This is a genomic window from Bacillus pretiosus, assembly GCF_051294775.1.
Classification (GTDB): Bacteria; Bacillota; Bacilli; order Bacillales; family Bacillaceae_G; genus Bacillus_A; species Bacillus_A wiedmannii.
In genome coordinates this window covers 1-14,984 of the sequence record NZ_JBPPHF010000015.1, presented here as the reverse complement: position 1 = coordinate 14,984, position 14,984 = coordinate 1, and the positions used below count along the sequence as shown (strand labels likewise).

Annotated in this window: 16 protein-coding genes, 1 tRNA gene, 2 rRNA genes, 1 other RNA gene and 1 other annotated feature; of the genes, 16 read left to right on the top strand and 4 right to left on the bottom strand. The window is 37.1% G+C overall.

Annotated elements, in window-relative coordinates:
* The first annotated feature begins 9 nt into the window (after positions 1–9).
* Positions 10–125, top strand: a 5S ribosomal RNA gene (gene rrf / locus ACSG5Z_RS29410).
* Between the two features lie 35 nt (positions 126–160).
* On the opposite strand, the gene ACSG5Z_RS29405 is transcribed toward rrf, so the two are convergent.
* A complete protein-coding gene (locus tag ACSG5Z_RS29405) occupies positions 161–1,162 on the bottom strand; it encodes a YaaC family protein (protein WP_435712717.1) in 1,002 nt (333 codons plus the stop codon).
* Positions 1,163–1,277: 115 nt separating this feature from the next.
* Between ACSG5Z_RS29405 and guaB the strand changes: the two genes are divergently transcribed.
* From guaB to ACSG5Z_RS29370, 7 genes are all read left to right on the top strand, one after another.
* Complete coding sequence (gene guaB, locus ACSG5Z_RS29400; protein WP_000264076.1) at positions 1,278–2,741, top strand: IMP dehydrogenase; 1,464 nt, start codon at positions 1,278–1,280, stop codon at positions 2,739–2,741.
* A 113-nt stretch (positions 2,742–2,854) separates the two neighbouring features.
* A complete protein-coding gene (gene dacA / locus ACSG5Z_RS29395; protein WP_137011318.1) occupies positions 2,855–4,162 on the top strand; it encodes a D-alanyl-D-alanine carboxypeptidase DacA in 1,308 nt (435 codons plus the stop codon).
* A 161-nt stretch (positions 4,163–4,323) separates the two neighbouring features.
* On the top strand, positions 4,324–5,211 hold the full coding sequence (gene pdxS, locus ACSG5Z_RS29390) for a pyridoxal 5'-phosphate synthase lyase subunit PdxS (protein WP_000186157.1): 888 nt from the start codon (positions 4,324–4,326) through the stop codon (positions 5,209–5,211).
* Between the two features lie 18 nt (positions 5,212–5,229).
* Positions 5,230–5,820: a pyridoxal 5'-phosphate synthase glutaminase subunit PdxT gene (pdxT, locus tag ACSG5Z_RS29385; protein WP_000238772.1), complete on the top strand. Its 591-nt coding sequence runs from the start codon at positions 5,230–5,232 to the stop codon at positions 5,818–5,820.
* Positions 5,821–5,874: 54 nt separating this feature from the next.
* Positions 5,875–6,096 (top strand) — a binding site (T-box leader).
* 51 nt (positions 6,097–6,147) lie between these two features.
* A complete protein-coding gene (serS, locus tag ACSG5Z_RS29380; RefSeq protein ID WP_435712716.1) occupies positions 6,148–7,422 on the top strand; it encodes a serine--tRNA ligase in 1,275 nt (424 codons plus the stop codon).
* Between the two features lie 156 nt (positions 7,423–7,578).
* Positions 7,579–7,671, top strand: a tRNA-Ser gene (locus ACSG5Z_RS29375).
* A 166-nt stretch (positions 7,672–7,837) separates the two neighbouring features.
* Entirely contained in the window at positions 7,838–8,230 is a 393-nt protein-coding gene (locus tag ACSG5Z_RS29370) for a sigma factor-like helix-turn-helix DNA-binding protein (protein ID WP_000364198.1), read from the top strand.
* A gap of 35 nt (positions 8,231–8,265) precedes the next feature.
* On the opposite strand, the gene ACSG5Z_RS29365 is transcribed toward ACSG5Z_RS29370, so the two are convergent.
* The 3 genes from ACSG5Z_RS29365 to ACSG5Z_RS29355 all read right to left on the bottom strand — a co-directional run bounded on the left by ACSG5Z_RS29365 (position 8,266) and on the right by ACSG5Z_RS29355 (position 10,237).
* Complete coding sequence (locus tag ACSG5Z_RS29365) at positions 8,266–8,934, bottom strand: deoxynucleoside kinase (RefSeq protein ID WP_001053583.1); 669 nt, start codon at positions 8,932–8,934, stop codon at positions 8,266–8,268.
* Between the two features lie 2 nt (positions 8,935–8,936).
* The gene (locus ACSG5Z_RS29360) at positions 8,937–9,572 is read right to left on the bottom strand and encodes a deoxynucleoside kinase (RefSeq protein ID WP_000148207.1); all 636 of its coding nucleotides are present in this window, start codon (positions 9,570–9,572) and stop codon (positions 8,937–8,939) included.
* Between the two features lie 125 nt (positions 9,573–9,697).
* Positions 9,698–10,237 carry a cysteine hydrolase family protein gene (locus tag ACSG5Z_RS29355; protein WP_000798743.1) on the bottom strand — a complete coding sequence of 180 codons (540 nt, stop codon included), beginning with the start codon at positions 10,235–10,237 and terminating at the stop codon, positions 9,698–9,700.
* A 107-nt stretch (positions 10,238–10,344) separates the two neighbouring features.
* On the opposite strand from ACSG5Z_RS29355, the gene tadA reads away from it, so the two are divergent.
* The 8 genes from tadA to ACSG5Z_RS29315 form a co-directional block, all read left to right on the top strand.
* Positions 10,345–10,845: a tRNA adenosine(34) deaminase TadA gene (gene tadA, locus ACSG5Z_RS29350; RefSeq protein WP_435712715.1), complete on the top strand. Its 501-nt coding sequence runs from the start codon at positions 10,345–10,347 to the stop codon at positions 10,843–10,845.
* Between the two features lie 80 nt (positions 10,846–10,925).
* Positions 10,926–11,190: signal recognition particle sRNA large type (gene ffs, locus ACSG5Z_RS29345), an RNA gene on the top strand.
* 132 nt (positions 11,191–11,322) lie between these two features.
* Positions 11,323–13,011, top strand: a complete 1,689-nt coding sequence (dnaX, locus tag ACSG5Z_RS29340; RefSeq protein WP_327959269.1) for a DNA polymerase III subunit gamma/tau — start codon at positions 11,323–11,325, stop codon at positions 13,009–13,011.
* Positions 13,012–13,036: 25 nt separating this feature from the next.
* Positions 13,037–13,363 carry a YbaB/EbfC family nucleoid-associated protein gene (locus ACSG5Z_RS29335; protein ID WP_170771173.1) on the top strand — a complete coding sequence of 109 codons (327 nt, stop codon included), beginning with the start codon at positions 13,037–13,039 and terminating at the stop codon, positions 13,361–13,363.
* Between the two features lie 14 nt (positions 13,364–13,377).
* Complete coding sequence (gene recR, locus ACSG5Z_RS29330) at positions 13,378–13,974, top strand: recombination protein RecR (protein WP_000559168.1); 597 nt, start codon at positions 13,378–13,380, stop codon at positions 13,972–13,974.
* 14 nt (positions 13,975–13,988) lie between these two features.
* Complete coding sequence (locus ACSG5Z_RS29325; protein ID WP_000466020.1) at positions 13,989–14,210, top strand: YaaL family protein; 222 nt, start codon at positions 13,989–13,991, stop codon at positions 14,208–14,210.
* A 216-nt stretch (positions 14,211–14,426) separates the two neighbouring features.
* Positions 14,427–14,696 carry a pro-sigmaK processing inhibitor BofA family protein gene (locus ACSG5Z_RS29320; protein ID WP_001089486.1) on the top strand — a complete coding sequence of 90 codons (270 nt, stop codon included), beginning with the start codon at positions 14,427–14,429 and terminating at the stop codon, positions 14,694–14,696.
* 219 nt (positions 14,697–14,915) lie between these two features.
* Positions 14,916–14,984 (top strand): 16S ribosomal RNA (locus tag ACSG5Z_RS29315); the annotation flags it as partial.

The window sequence follows — 14,984 nt, the reverse complement described above, 5'->3', positions numbered from 1 at the left end:
CCTTCATAGTTTGGTGATGATGGCAGAGAGGTCACACCCGTTCCCATACCGAACACGGAAGTTAAGCTCTCTAGCGCCGATGGTAGTTGGGACCTTGTCCCTGTGAGAGTAGGACGTCGCCAAGCAATTAAAAACACAAGTCTTTTGACTTGTGTTTTTTTTATTTCCCATGAAATAGGCTCGGTTCTGTTAGTAAAAAAGACGAAATATAGTAAGGGATTTTTTGAGCAGAAATAGTAAGAAATTGATAAATAAATGGATAATCTTCAGAGCCATAGCTCCCAAGTAAATCATACCACCAATCTGTTTCGTATCTAGAAATCATACTTAAATTGTAGAGCAATAAATAATGAACAAGAAGTTCAGGTAATACTGGTTTAGGATTTCTCGGGTCAATTGGAATTGGTAAGTAATAAGTATTAGCAAGATATTCGTAGTATAAAGGCGTACTATATATAGGGTTCCACGACTGGATAGGAGCTGTAAAAAGCAGATTCGATCCGCTCGTTTTCCCAGGAACATGTTGTATGGATAAATGCTTACAAGTTGATTCAATGTAACGTGAAAATCTTTCTGTAGTCATATGGAGTCGATCTAGTATGTTGACCGAAAAGGAAAGTTCATTTGTATTTGTTGAATCGATTTTATATAAAGTGGCCCCTCTTTGACTATAGCGAAATAAATTTTGTAATTCGGGAATATTTCCCATTAGATCTAGCATGTTAAATTTCTCTGCTTCTAAGTGTTTCATGTGAAACAGCTGTTCTGCAATATGAGTAAATAATCCATTTTTTTGCACCTTCACCTCATCTTCTAAAAATTGATACCCTTGTTTTTTTCGTTTACGAGTCGTAACACCATGAGCTAAAACAGTAGTGGATTCTGGATAGTTAGGATCAATAGTTAGTAAGCAGGCTTTAAAAAGTTGGCTCATTCCATAAAACAATAACATTGGCTGAATCGAAAAGGGGGCTACCTTATATAATTCATAATAGTTTTTCCCGTGTTCTAAGTAATAAATAAAGGGATAACAATTTTCGAAACTTTTTTTTTCAGCATCTTGTATGGAGGATTTTTCATAGCAACGGGCAAGATAACGTTGTACATTTTGAGATGAAAAGAAGAAACTTAATTGCTGCCAAGTACAATGTGTTTGATGCATATATTACGCTCCTTTTATTGTCTAAAAATTCTAACATATATATACGTCCTTGACAGTATTTTAACCAATTGATAAGCTACTAATAATAATTTCTGGTATCATGGGGGGAACAATTATGTGGGAATCTAAATTTGTTAAAGAAGGTTTGACTTTTGATGACGTATTACTTGTACCAGCAAAGTCAGATGTACTACCAAGAGAAGTAAGTGTTAAAACAGTTTTATCTGAAAGCTTACAGTTAAATATCCCGTTAATTAGTGCAGGAATGGATACAGTAACAGAAGCTGATATGGCTATTGCAATGGCCCGTCAAGGCGGTTTAGGAATTATTCATAAAAACATGTCTATTGAACAACAAGCGGAGCAAGTTGATAAAGTAAAACGTTCTGAAAGTGGCGTTATTTCAGATCCTTTCTTTTTAACTCCAGAACATCAAGTGTATGATGCAGAGCATCTTATGGGAAAATACCGTATCTCAGGTGTACCGGTTGTAAATAATTTAGACGAGCGAAAATTAGTTGGTATTATTACAAACCGTGATATGCGTTTTATCCAAGACTACTCAATCAAAATTTCCGACGTAATGACAAAAGAAAAGCTAATTACAGCTCCAGTTGGTACAACGCTGGAAGAAGCTGAAAAGATCCTACAAAAGTACAAAATTGAAAAACTCCCTCTCGTTGATAACAACGGTGTATTACAAGGGCTTATTACAATAAAAGATATTGAAAAAGTAATTGAATTCCCAAATTCTGCGAAGGATAAGCAAGGACGCTTATTAGTTGGAGCAGCGGTTGGTGTAACGGCTGATGCTATGCTTCGTATCGACGCATTAGTAAAAGCTAGCGTAGATGCAATCGTACTTGATACAGCTCATGGACATTCTCAAGGTGTTATTGATAAAGTGAAAGAAGTTCGTGCGAAATATCCATCACTAAATATTATCGCTGGGAATGTTGCTACTGCTGAAGCAACGAAAGCATTAATTGAAGCAGGTGCAAACGTAGTTAAAGTTGGTATTGGACCAGGCTCTATTTGTACGACACGCGTTGTAGCTGGCGTGGGTGTACCACAATTAACAGCAGTTTATGATTGTGCAACAGAAGCTCGTAAACACGGTATTCCAGTTATTGCTGATGGTGGTGTTAAGTACTCTGGTGACATGGTAAAAGCTTTAGCAGCAGGAGCACACGTTGTTATGCTAGGTAGTATGTTTGCTGGTGTTGCTGAAAGCCCTGGAGAAACTGAAATTTATCAAGGTCGTCAATTTAAAGTATATCGTGGTATGGGTTCTGTCGGAGCGATGGAAAAAGGAAGTAAAGACCGTTACTTCCAAGAAGGAAATAAAAAACTTGTTCCAGAAGGTATTGAAGGTCGAGTACCATATAAAGGACCTTTAGCCGATACAGTTCATCAATTAGTTGGTGGATTACGTGCCGGTATGGGATATTGCGGAGCTCAGAATTTAGAGTTCTTACGTGAGAATGCACAATTCATTCGTATGTCAGGTGCTGGTTTACGTGAAAGCCACCCTCATCACGTACAAATTACAAAAGAGGCTCCAAACTACTCATTGTAATGTCTTATATACAAATAGACGGAGATTTGATATCTCTGTCTATTTTTTTTTGATTATGTTAGAATAACGGTTATGTGAGTACATAGATATTGGGGGTAGCAAAAGTGAAAGGTATGTTTTGCAAAAGATTCATTGCTTTAGTAACAATGCTTACACTAGCTTGTAGTATGTTGTTACCATATAGCAATGCATCAGCAGAAACAGGAGCTGCTTTAAACATTGAAGCAGGTGCAGCAATTTTAGTTGAAGCGAATTCTGGGAAAATTTTATATCAAAAGAATGCAGATGAATTATTATCAATTGCTAGTATGACAAAGATGATGAGTGAATATTTAGTTCATGAAGCAGTGGATAAAGGAAAACTTAAGTGGGATCAAAAAATTAAGGTTTCTGAATATGCGTATAAAGTTTCACAAGATGCTTCTTTATCAAATGTTGCATTAGAAAAAGGTGGCATTTATACAGTAAAAGAGTTATATGAAGCAATGGCAATCTTTTCTGCAAATGGTGCAACAATTGCATTAGCAGAAGCAATTGCAGGTAAAGAAGTAGACTTCGTAAAAATGATGAATGATAAATCGAAAGAACTAGGGTTGAAAAATTATAAATTTGTCAATTCTACAGGTTTAACGAATAAAGATTTAAAGGGAATGCATCCTGAAGGAACAACAGCGGATGAAGAAAATAAAATGTCTGCAAAGGATGTTGCAACTTTAGCACAACATTTAATTAAAGATTATCCAAAAGTGTTAGATACAGCAAAAATCCCGAAAAAAGAATTCCGTCCAGAAAAAGAGAAGTTTGCAATGTCGAACTGGAACTGGATGTTAAAGGGCTTAGTGAAAGAATATGATGGCGTAGATGGCCTGAAAACAGGCTCGACTCCAGAAGCAGGGGATTGCTTCACTGGTACGGTTGAAAGAAACGGAATGCGTTTTATTTCTGTAGTTATTAAAACAAGTTCTCATACAGCACGTTTTGATGAAACAAAGAAGCTATATGATTATGGATTTGCTAACTTTGAAATGAAGCAAATGTATAAAAAAGATTCTTCAGTAAAAGGACAAGAAACAGTACGAGTAGAAAATGCTAAAGATAAAGATGTAGCAGTTCAAACAAAACAAGCTGTTTCACTTCCGGTGCCAAAAGGAAGTAAAGATGTTTATAAAACAGAATTAAAAGAAGCAAATAAGGGACAAGAAGCACCTATTAAAAAGGGAGCTGCACTTGGCCAAATGGTAATCACACCAAAAGATGCGAATGATCCTGGATTTTTATCTGGTAAGTCATTACAAATAGATCTTGTAACAACGTCTGCAGTAGAGGAAGCGAATTGGTTTACTCGCTCTATGCGCGGAATTGGTTCTTTCTTTAGTGGTATATGGAATAGTGCTGTTGATACAGTAAAAGGTTGGTTTTAAAAGCTCCTCATTGTAGGGGCTTTTTCTTATTCCTATTTTTCATACCGACTTTATGAAAAAGTAGTAGACAAGCATCTGATAGTTAGTGGTAGAATGTAAGAGTATTCTTAATTTTCGCCTTTAACGGGGAAAAGCAATTCACCTAGGGGGGTTTTTGTAACATGACAAATGTAACAGGGACAGAACGTGTAAAACGTGGAATGGCAGAAATGCAAAAAGGCGGCGTTATTATGGACGTAATTAACGCTGAACAAGCAAAAATTGCAGAAGAGGCAGGCGCAGTTGCTGTTATGGCACTAGAGCGTGTACCAGCAGATATTCGTGCAGCAGGTGGCGTTTCTCGTATGGCAGACCCAACAATCGTTGAAGAAGTTATGGGCGCTGTTTCAATTCCGGTTATGGCAAAATGCCGTATCGGTCATCTTGTAGAAGCACGTGTATTAGAATCATTAGGGGTAGACTATATCGATGAGAGTGAAGTATTAACTCCTGCTGATGAAGTATACCATTTAAATAAACGTGATTACACAGTTCCGTTTGTATGTGGTTGCCGTGATATCGGAGAAGCTGCACGTCGTATTGCAGAAGGTGCATCTATGCTTCGTACAAAAGGTGAACCAGGAACAGGAAACATTGTAGAGGCAGTGCGTCATATGCGCCAAGTCAATGCAGAAATCCGTCAAGTTGCAAGTCTACGTGAAGATGAGTTAATGACATATGCAAAAAATACTGGTGCTCCTTATGAAGTACTACTTGAAATTAAACGCCTTGGTCGTTTGCCAGTTGTAAACTTCGCAGCAGGTGGTGTAGCAACACCAGCAGATGCAGCGTTAATGATGCAACTTGGTGCAGATGGTGTATTTGTTGGATCTGGTATCTTCAAATCAGAGAATCCAGAGAAATTTGCACGCGCAATCGTTGAAGCGACGACTCATTATGAGGATTACGAACTAATTGCAAGCCTTTCTAAAGGATTAGGTAATGCGATGAAAGGTATCGAAATTTCAACGTTATTACCAGAACAACGTATGCAAGAGCGTGGATGGTAATTGAAGGAGAACTTTAAAATGGTGAAAATCGGTGTACTAGGTCTTCAAGGTGCAGTTCGTGAGCATATAAAATCAGTTGAAGCAAGTGGTGCAGAAGCTGTTGTTGTAAAGCGTATAGAGCAACTTGAAGAGATTGATGGTCTTATTTTACCAGGCGGTGAAAGTACAACAATGCGCCGTCTTATTGATAAGTATGCTTTCATGGAACCACTTCGTACATTCGCGAAGTCTGGTAAACCAATGTTTGGTACATGTGCAGGTATGATTCTTCTTGCAAAAACACTTATTGGCTATGAAGAAGCACATATTGGTGCTATGGATATTACAGTAGAGCGCAATGCGTTCGGACGCCAAAAAGATAGCTTTGAAGCCGCACTGTCAATTAAAGGTGTAGGAGAAGAATTTATTGGTGTATTTATTCGTGCTCCGTATGTTGTAAATGTAGCTGATGATGTTGAAGTACTTTCCACACATGGTGATCGAATGGTAGCAGTAAAACAAAATCAGTTTTTAGCTGCTTCATTCCATCCAGAATTAACGGATGATCATCGTGTGACAGCATACTTTGTAGAAATGGTAAAAGAAGCGAAAATGAAAAAAGTTGTATAAGTAACTTGCAACTTGTATAAGATTATAGTAAATTGATGGTAACAATTTTATAAAATAAGCGTGTTGATAGGAAGTAGTAACAAATGCCGTTTCTTATAGAGAGTCGATGGTTGGTGGAAATCGATAGAAACAGTTTGTGAATCCATCCTGGAATGGAATGTGGAATATCTTTATGATTAGTAAACATTCCCGGTGAAGAGCCGTTATTTCTACTTGAGAGGAAAGCGGTAATGCTTTCAACTAGGGTGGCAACGCGGGTTAACTCCCGTCCCTTTATATAGGGACGGGAGTTTTTTGTGTTTTATAAAATAAAAGGAGGAGTATATAATGCTTGATATTAAATTTTTACGTACAAATTTTGAAGAAGTAAAAGCAAAGTTACAGCATAGAGGCGAAGATTTAACTGATTTTGGCCGTTTTGAAGAGCTGGATACGAGAAGAAGAGAATTACTTGTTCAAACAGAGGAATTAAAAAGTAAACGTAACGAAGTATCTCAACAAATCTCTGTATTGAAGCGTGAAAAGAAAGATGCAGAAGCTCTAATTCTAGAAATGCGTGAAGTTGGAGAAAAAGTAAAAGATCTTGATAATGAACTTCGTACAGTTGAAGAAGATTTAGAAAGATTAATGTTATCTATTCCAAATATACCTCATGAATCTGCTCCAATTGGTGAAACAGAGGATGATAATGTAGTAGCACGTAATTGGGGAGAAGTGAAAGAATTTGCTTTTGAACCAAAACCACATTGGGATCTTGCTACAGATTTAGGAATTTTAGATTTTGAGCGTGCTGGGAAGGTAACAGGAAGCCGCTTCGTATTCTATAAAGGTGCTGGCGCGAGATTAGAGCGTGCTTTAATTAGCTGTATGCTTGATCTTCATACTGACGAGCATGGATACGAAGAAGTATTACCACCGTATATGGTAAACCGTGCAAGTATGACAGGAACAGGACAACTTCCGAAATTTGAAGAAGATGCATTCCGTATTGAAAGTGAAGATTACTTCTTAATTCCAACAGCTGAAGTACCTGTAACGAACATGCACCGTGATGAAATCTTAAATAAAGAGCAACTGCCTATACGATATGCTGCATTTAGCTCTTGTTTCCGTTCTGAAGCAGGTTCAGCTGGCCGTGATACACGTGGCTTAATTCGTCAGCATCAGTTCAATAAAGTAGAGCTTGTAAAGTTCGTAAAACCAGAAGATTCTTATGAAGAGTTAGAAAAACTAACAAATGATGCAGAACGCGTGTTACAATTATTAGAGTTGCCATATCGCGTTATGAGCATGTGCACAGGCGATTTAGGATTTACAGCAGCGAAGAAATACGATATCGAAGTATGGATTCCAAGCTATGGCACATATCGTGAGATTTCTTCTTGTAGTAATTTTGAGGCTTTCCAAGCGAGACGTGCAAATATCCGTTTCCGTCGTGAGCCAAACGGCAAACCAGAACATGTTCATACATTAAATGGATCTGGTCTTGCAATTGGACGTACGGTGGCAGCTATTTTAGAGAACTACCAACAAGAAGATGGTACAATTATAATTCCAGAAGTTCTTCGCCCTTATATGGGAGGAAAAACAGTTATTAAGTAAATTTATAAACATTCATCGGTATGAGTGATTGGTAATTATGAGCGTTGTCAGTACTATAATGTAGGAGAGGAAAAGTAAAATTTTCCTTTCCTCATAATTTATTTTAGTAGGGTTGACTAACTGTTTTTCTTTTGATATTATATTTGATGTCAATATGGAGGTATACCCAAGTCTGGCTGAAGGGATCGGTCTTGAAAACCGACAGGCGGCGAGAGTCGCGCGGGGGTTCGAATCCCTCTACCTCCTCCAGATATAATTGACAACAGCGCATATAAGTGGAGATTGGAGAACTCGTTACCAACACGTAACGAGTTTTTATTTTAAAACCAATCATAAAGTATGGTGTAAGGCGATTTTGTCCTTATTACACACTCATATTCCGATGATTATCTTCATAGATATGAAAGGAGTCAACATGGATCTTATTATACAAACGTTTCCTTTAGATGGAAAAACTTTATATTATGTACAATGTCCTGTCTGTAAGAACAATAGAATTTTAAACAGTGGTGCAAATGTGTCACGCATTATAAGCGATGATACATTCCGTAAACTTTGTGGTTGCACTTGTGATGTAAAGCAAACTGCGACAAAAGTAGAGGCGCCAAAAAAAGTTGAAAAAGCAGCTGTAAAGAAAGAAGCAGCTCCAAAACGTACAGGTAAAGTATTAACAGCAGTGATTAACGGGAAAGAAATGACTGTTAAAGAGATTGCTGAAACATACGATATTAGTACAAGTACTGTTCGTCAGCGTATTAACGCTGGAAAACCTGAGAGTGAAATTATTGCTCCGACAAAAAAGAAGTAATTTAATAGAAAAACCCGTGCGTATGCACGGGTTTTTTATTTTACAAGTTTACGTGTTTGTTTTAAAAAATGGCCAATTTTTTTAATGATTGGTTCGATTGAATCACCATCTTTTAAAATATCGTATTCATTAATGTTTAATCGTAAAACAGGACATGCATTAAAGTTATTAATCCAGTTTTCGTAACGGCCATGCATCTCTTTCCAATACTCAATTGGTGTTTGTTGTTCCATCGGACGTCCGCGTTCTTGGATACGATCAACAATATCATCGAAAGAACCTTCTAAGTAAATTAATAAATCAGGATGAGGGAAGTAAGGAGTCATGACCATAGCGTCAAATAAACCTTTGTATGTTTCATAATCAGTTTCCGTCATTGTACCTTTTTCATGATGCATCTTTGCAAAAATTCCAGTGTCTTCATATATAGAGCGATCTTGAACAAAACCGCCACCGTATTCAAAAATTCTTTTTTGTTCTTTAAATCGTTCTGCTAAAAAGTACACTTGCAAGTGGAAGCTCCAGCGTGTGAAATCAGCATAGAACTTGTCCAAATACGGGTTCGAATCTACCTTTTCAAATGATGTGCGATAACCTAAAGCGTTAGCTAATGCAGTTGTCATAGTTGATTTTCCGACACCTACTGTTCCAGCAATAGTGATTACTGCGTCATTTGGTATATCATATTTTTGCCTTAAATTCATTGTTATTCCGACTCCTTTAAGAGAGTATTTTGAAGGGCGGATAGGATGACGTTTAAATCATCAGGATTTTTTACAAAATCCATATCGTCTCCGTTAAATTTTAATACTGGGATATCTGGATGATCTTTTTTAAAAGTATCCATTGCTGTTTCGTAATCTTTTGTGAGCTGTAGTAAGTAATTTGGATCCATGTTTTTTTCGAATTCTCTTCCGCGCATCGCAATTCGTGTTTGTAATGTTTCCAAGCTAGCTGTTAAATAAACGATAACGTTTGGTACAGGCATATCTTGTGTAAGGATACGATAGATTTGCATGTACTTGTCATATTGAGAATTCTTTAATGTACGAGATGCAAAAATTAAATTTTTAAATATATGATAATCCGCTACTACTGGTTTCCTTTGATTCAAATACTTTATGTTAATATCTTCTAATTGTTTGTATCTATTACAAAGAAAGAACATCTCTGTTTGAAAACTCCATTCGTCGATGTCTTCATAGAATTTTCCTAAAAAAGGATTCTCATCAACAATTTCTTTTAGTAAGTGGAGTTGCATGTGAGTTGAAATTGCCTTCGCAAGTGAGGTTTTTCCAACACCAATTGGTCCTTCAACCGTGATAAATGGTACTCCGGTCACGCTGTTTCCTCCTTTCAATCAGTGATTTACCGTGACTACTAAAAACACAAAACAGAATTATTGTAGCACAGGAGGGAAGCGAGCGGGTTAATTTGATATAAAAAGTTAGAAAATAAATATATGTATTAATTAATTTTTATTTGAGATGACGGTACTATATTTGCTTTTAATGTGGCTTCCATTATTTTTAAAGCATGCAGATTATCCTGATCATGATTAGAGGCAATACAGTCCTGTGGTACATACAGTGTATAATTTCTCATATGAGCATCGTTAGCTGTAAAGAGGATACATATATTCCCGGCGACTCCTGTCAATATTAGATTTTCTATTTTTAAATAGCCTAATAAGGAATTTAAAGGTGTTTCATAAAAAGCAGAGTAATGTGGTTTAATAAAAATGTAATCATCAGTATTTGGAGCAATCTTATGAATGATATTTTCACTATACTCATTTGTACAATGAGTAATTAGTTGGTCAATATCAGATCTCCAAAGTTGATAATGGTCATTAACATAAATTATGGGGTAGCCAAAGGATTTCATTGTTTTCTTTAATTGTAAAATAGGGTTTGTTATAATTTCGCATTTTTTAGCTAGGGTGGGCCCGTGTGAAAATTGAAAATCATTAATCATATCGATAATGAGTAAGGCAGTATTCTTCATATGTAATCCCCTCTCTTTTTTATTAGGGTGGATTGAATTTGTAAAAGTTATCCCATGTGCAGTAAATGGAAAAAAGTGTATTTTATTTTAGGTGAAAGGACTATGGTATGGAACACGATCAAGATATTTATTTTATGCAGTTAGCAATAGAAGAGGCTAAAAAAGCAGGGGCAATACAAGAAGTACCGATTGGTGCAGTTATAGTGTTAGATGGTGAAGTAATTAGTGTTGCTCATAATTTAAGAGAAACTGAACAAAGATCAATAGCTCACGCTGAGTTATTAGCTATTGATGAGGCGTGCAAAAAATTAGGGACATGGCGTTTAGAAGATGCGACGTTATATGTAACATTAGAGCCTTGTCCGATGTGTGCGGGTGGAATTGTTTTATCACGAGTGAAGCGAGTTGTATATGGTGCAAGTGATCCGAAAGGTGGATGTGCAGGGACTTTGATGAATCTTTTAACGGATGAACGCTTTAATCATCAATGCGAGGTAGTTGCTGGTGTATTAGAAGAAGAATGCGGTACTTTGTTAACAAACTTTTTTAGAGAGCTTCGTAAAAAAAGAAAAGCGATAAAAAAATTAGAGAAAAGTAACGAGAATTAACGTATTTGCATTTTGTAAAAAAACAAGTTATACTGATAATGCCTTTTAATGAAGGCAACCGAATATTGGTTTTAACTTTGCCGTGCTAAGCGGGGAGGTAGCGGTGCCCTATACTCGCAATCCGCTCTAGCGAGGCCGAATCCCTTCTCGAGGTTATGCTGCTGTAAGGTCTGCCTTAAGTAAGTGGTGTTGACGTTTGGGTCCTGCGCAACGGGACCCCGTGAACCTTGTCAGGTCCGGAAGGAAGCAGCAATAAGCGGGTCTTCTCGTGTGCCGCAGGAGTGCCTGAACCGAGCTAACTGCTTGAGTAACGCTTATGGTACGTAATCGACAGAAGGTGCACGGCAGTTATATATGTATACAAAACTCACCTTAATACTAAGGTGGGTTTTTTGTATAGAAAATAACTTTTGGAATCTATAAACAGAATGGGTTATAATAAATAAGATAATAACCTTTGAGGGAGGCCGTATTTTCGTGTCATACCAAGCGTTATACCGAACATGGAGACCGCAAAAATTTGAAGATGTAGTTGGTCAAAAGCACGTGACAAAAACGTTGCAAAATGCCCTTCTTCAAGAGAAAGTTTCACATGCTTATTTATTTTCTGGGCCGAGGGGAACAGGAAAAACGACAATTGCAAAAGTATTTGCAAAAGCAATCAACTGTGAACATGCTCCGGTAGCTGAACCTTGTAATGAATGTCCTTCTTGTTTGGGGATTACACAAGGATCTATTTCAGATGTATTAGAAATTGATGCGGCTTCAAATAACGGTGTAGATGAAATTCGAGATATTAGAGATAAAGTAAAATATGCTCCAAGTGCTGTAGAATATAAAGTATACATTATTGATGAAGTCCACATGCTTTCTATGGGTGCCTTCAATGCGCTTTTAAAAACGTTAGAAGAGCCGCCAGGACACGTCATCTTTATTTTGGCGACAACAGAACCGCATAAGATTCCGCCTACAATCATTTCACGTTGCCAGCGTTTTGAATTTCGAAAAATATCAGTAAATGATATTGTTGAGAGATTATCGACGGTTGTGACGAATGAAGGTACGCAAGTAGAAGATGAGGCGTTACAAATTGTTGCACGTGCCGCTGAAGGTGGTATGCGTGATGCGCTTAGTCTTATTGATCAGGCAATATCTTATAGTGATGAGACAGTTACGACAGAAGATGTATTAGCTGTGACAGGTTCTGTTTCCCAGCAATATTTAGGTAACTTAGTAGAATGTATACGTGAAAATGATGTATCAAGAGCATTACGTATCATAGATGAGATGATGGGTAAAGGGAAAGATCCAGTTCGTTTTATGGAGGATTTCATTTACTATTATCGCGATATGCTTTTATATCAAACCTCACCACAACTGGAACATATGTTGGAACGAGTAATGGTAGATGAGCAATTCCGGATGTTAAGTGAAGAAATGCAACCGGAAGTAATCTATGAAATCATTCATACGCTTAGTAAGGGACAACAGGAAATGAAGTGGACAAATCATCCGCGAATTTTCTTAGAAGTTGTTATGGTACAACTGTGTCAACAGTTTATGATGCAAGCGAACGGTGCAGATCGTTTACAAGCAATTATGAACAGGATGCAGCAATTGGAGAAAGAGTTAGAACAAGTCAAAAAGAATGGTGTGCCGGCTGGTGTGCAGCAAGAAGTCAGAGAGACACGTGCAACACCAAAGCCAGTGCGTACAGGTAGTATGAAAATTCCTGTTGGACGCGTAAATGAAGTGTTAAAGCAAGCAAAGCGTCAGGATTTAGAACAATTAAAAGCTGTGTGGGGTGAGTTGTTAGGAAGACTCAAATCATACAACAAAGTAGCGTTTGCTGTTTTATTAGAAAATAGCGAACCGGTAGCGGCTTCGGATGATACTTACGTTTTAGCGTTTCAATATGAGATTCACTGTAAAATGGCAAGCGAAAATCGAGAAGCTATGGATACAGTGGAACAAGCCTTATTTGAACTGTTAAGTAAAAGATTAAATATGATTGCCATTCCAAAAAGTGAATGGGGTAAAATCCGTGAAGATTTTTTACAGCGTGAAGGCGAGAGTTCTGAAGAAAGCCCAGAGAAAAAAGAAGATCCTCTTATAGAAGAGGCAGTAAAATTAGTAGGACAAGAACTTATTGAAATAAAAGAGTAATAATAATTAGGAGGAATTAATTATGATGCGTGGCGGAATGGGAAATATGAATAATATGATGAAACAAATGCAAAAGATGCAAAAAGATATGGCAAAAGCGCAAGAAGAACTTGGCGAAAAAACAGTTGAAGGTACAGCTGGCGGCGGTATGGTCACAGTTATTGCAAATGGTCATAAGCAAATTCTTGAAGTGAAAGTTAAAGAAGAAGTTGTAGATCCAGAAGATATCGAAATGTTACAAGACTTAGTGTTAGCTGCAACGAATGATGCACTTAAAAAAGCTGATGAACTTTCAAACTCTACAATGGGTAAATTTACAAAAGGCTTAAACTTACCAGGTGGAATGTTCTAGGAGGATACTGATATATGCATTATCCAGAACCGATATCGAAATTAATTGATAGTTTTATGAAGTTGCCAGGAATCGGACCGAAAACAGCGGTTCGATTGGCATTTTTCGTATTAGATATGAAAGAAGATGATGTGTTAGGTTTTGCAAAAGCACTTGTGAATGCGAAGCGAGATTTAGCGTATTGTTCTGTATGCGGACATATTACTGACCGTGATCCTTGTTATATTTGTAATGATTCGCATCGAGATCAGTCGATTGTTTGTGTTGTGCAGGAACCGAAAGATGTAATCGCAATGGAAAAGATGAAAGAGTATCAAGGTGTATATCATGTGTTACGTGGTGCGATTTCTCCAATGGAGGGAATTGGACCGGAAGACATTAATATCCCGCAACTTTTAAAGCGACTGCATGATGAAACGGTACAAGAAGTGATACTAGCAACAAACCCTAATATTGAAGGGGAAGCTACAGCGATGTATATATCCCGCCTCTTAAAGCCGACAGGTATTAAAGTAACTCGTATTGCACATGGTCTGCCAGTTGGTGGAGATTTAGAATATGCAGATGAAGTGACACTGTCGAAAGCGTTAGAAGGTCGTAGAGAAGTATAAGAGGAGAAACAAAAATGTTCTTTCAAAAAAAGGGTAAATTGCGTAAAGAGTATGATGATAAGCTAATTGTACTATTAGAAAAAGTGAAGAATGAATGGTTACGTCAGAAGAGAATGGTTGAACAAAGTGTGGAACCATCTCAAGATGTACTTTGTTCTTTGAAAATAGCAGAGGCGAAATATTTCTTCTTGTTAAAAGAAGCAAAACGTCGTCCTGTAAAAATGGAACAATGGTAAAAGGTTCTGCTGAAAAAGCAGAACCTTTTATTTTATTTATTAAATATTTAGTGGTTACTTCGTTTGGAAAGAAAGATTAATGGTTTTTATGAAGAAAGTGTTGCCGAATGAAGGTTAACAAGATAAAACAACTGGAGTTGTAGGGTAAATGTTCTTTTTTATCGCCTTGTCCCATACAAATAAATATGTATAGGTCACTTTCATAAGGAGGAAAAAATGAATTCTACAGTTGTTATTGTCGGTATTCTTACTTTAGTTTTTATCTTTCTTGTTTTTGGTGTTTCTTCTAAGCCGTTACGTTTTATAGGAAAAGCGCTCTTTCATGTTACTTTAGGGATAGCATTACTCTTTATCGTAAATGTTGTAGGGACATATTTTGATTTTCATATTCCAATTAACTTGGGAACCGCAACAATCACAAGTATATTAGGCCTACCTGGTGTTGCTGCATTAGTGGTTATTAAGCTTTATATCATGCCAAGATAAAATTATTTTGGCATTTTTTTAAAAAGTGTTGACGAACAAATGATTAATATGGTAAATTAATAAGCGTCGTCAGGAACGAAAGAAAAAAGTTGTTGACAGATTTAACGCAAAATGTTAAATTGTAAAAGTCGCTGAAACGCGATGTTGAACCTTGAAAACTAAACGAAACAAACAACGTGAAACGTCAATTTTTATTTTTAGATGCTAGACAAACTAACTTTATTGGAGAGTTTGATCCTGGCTCAGGATGAACGCTGGCGGCGTGCCTAATACATGCAAGTCGAGCGA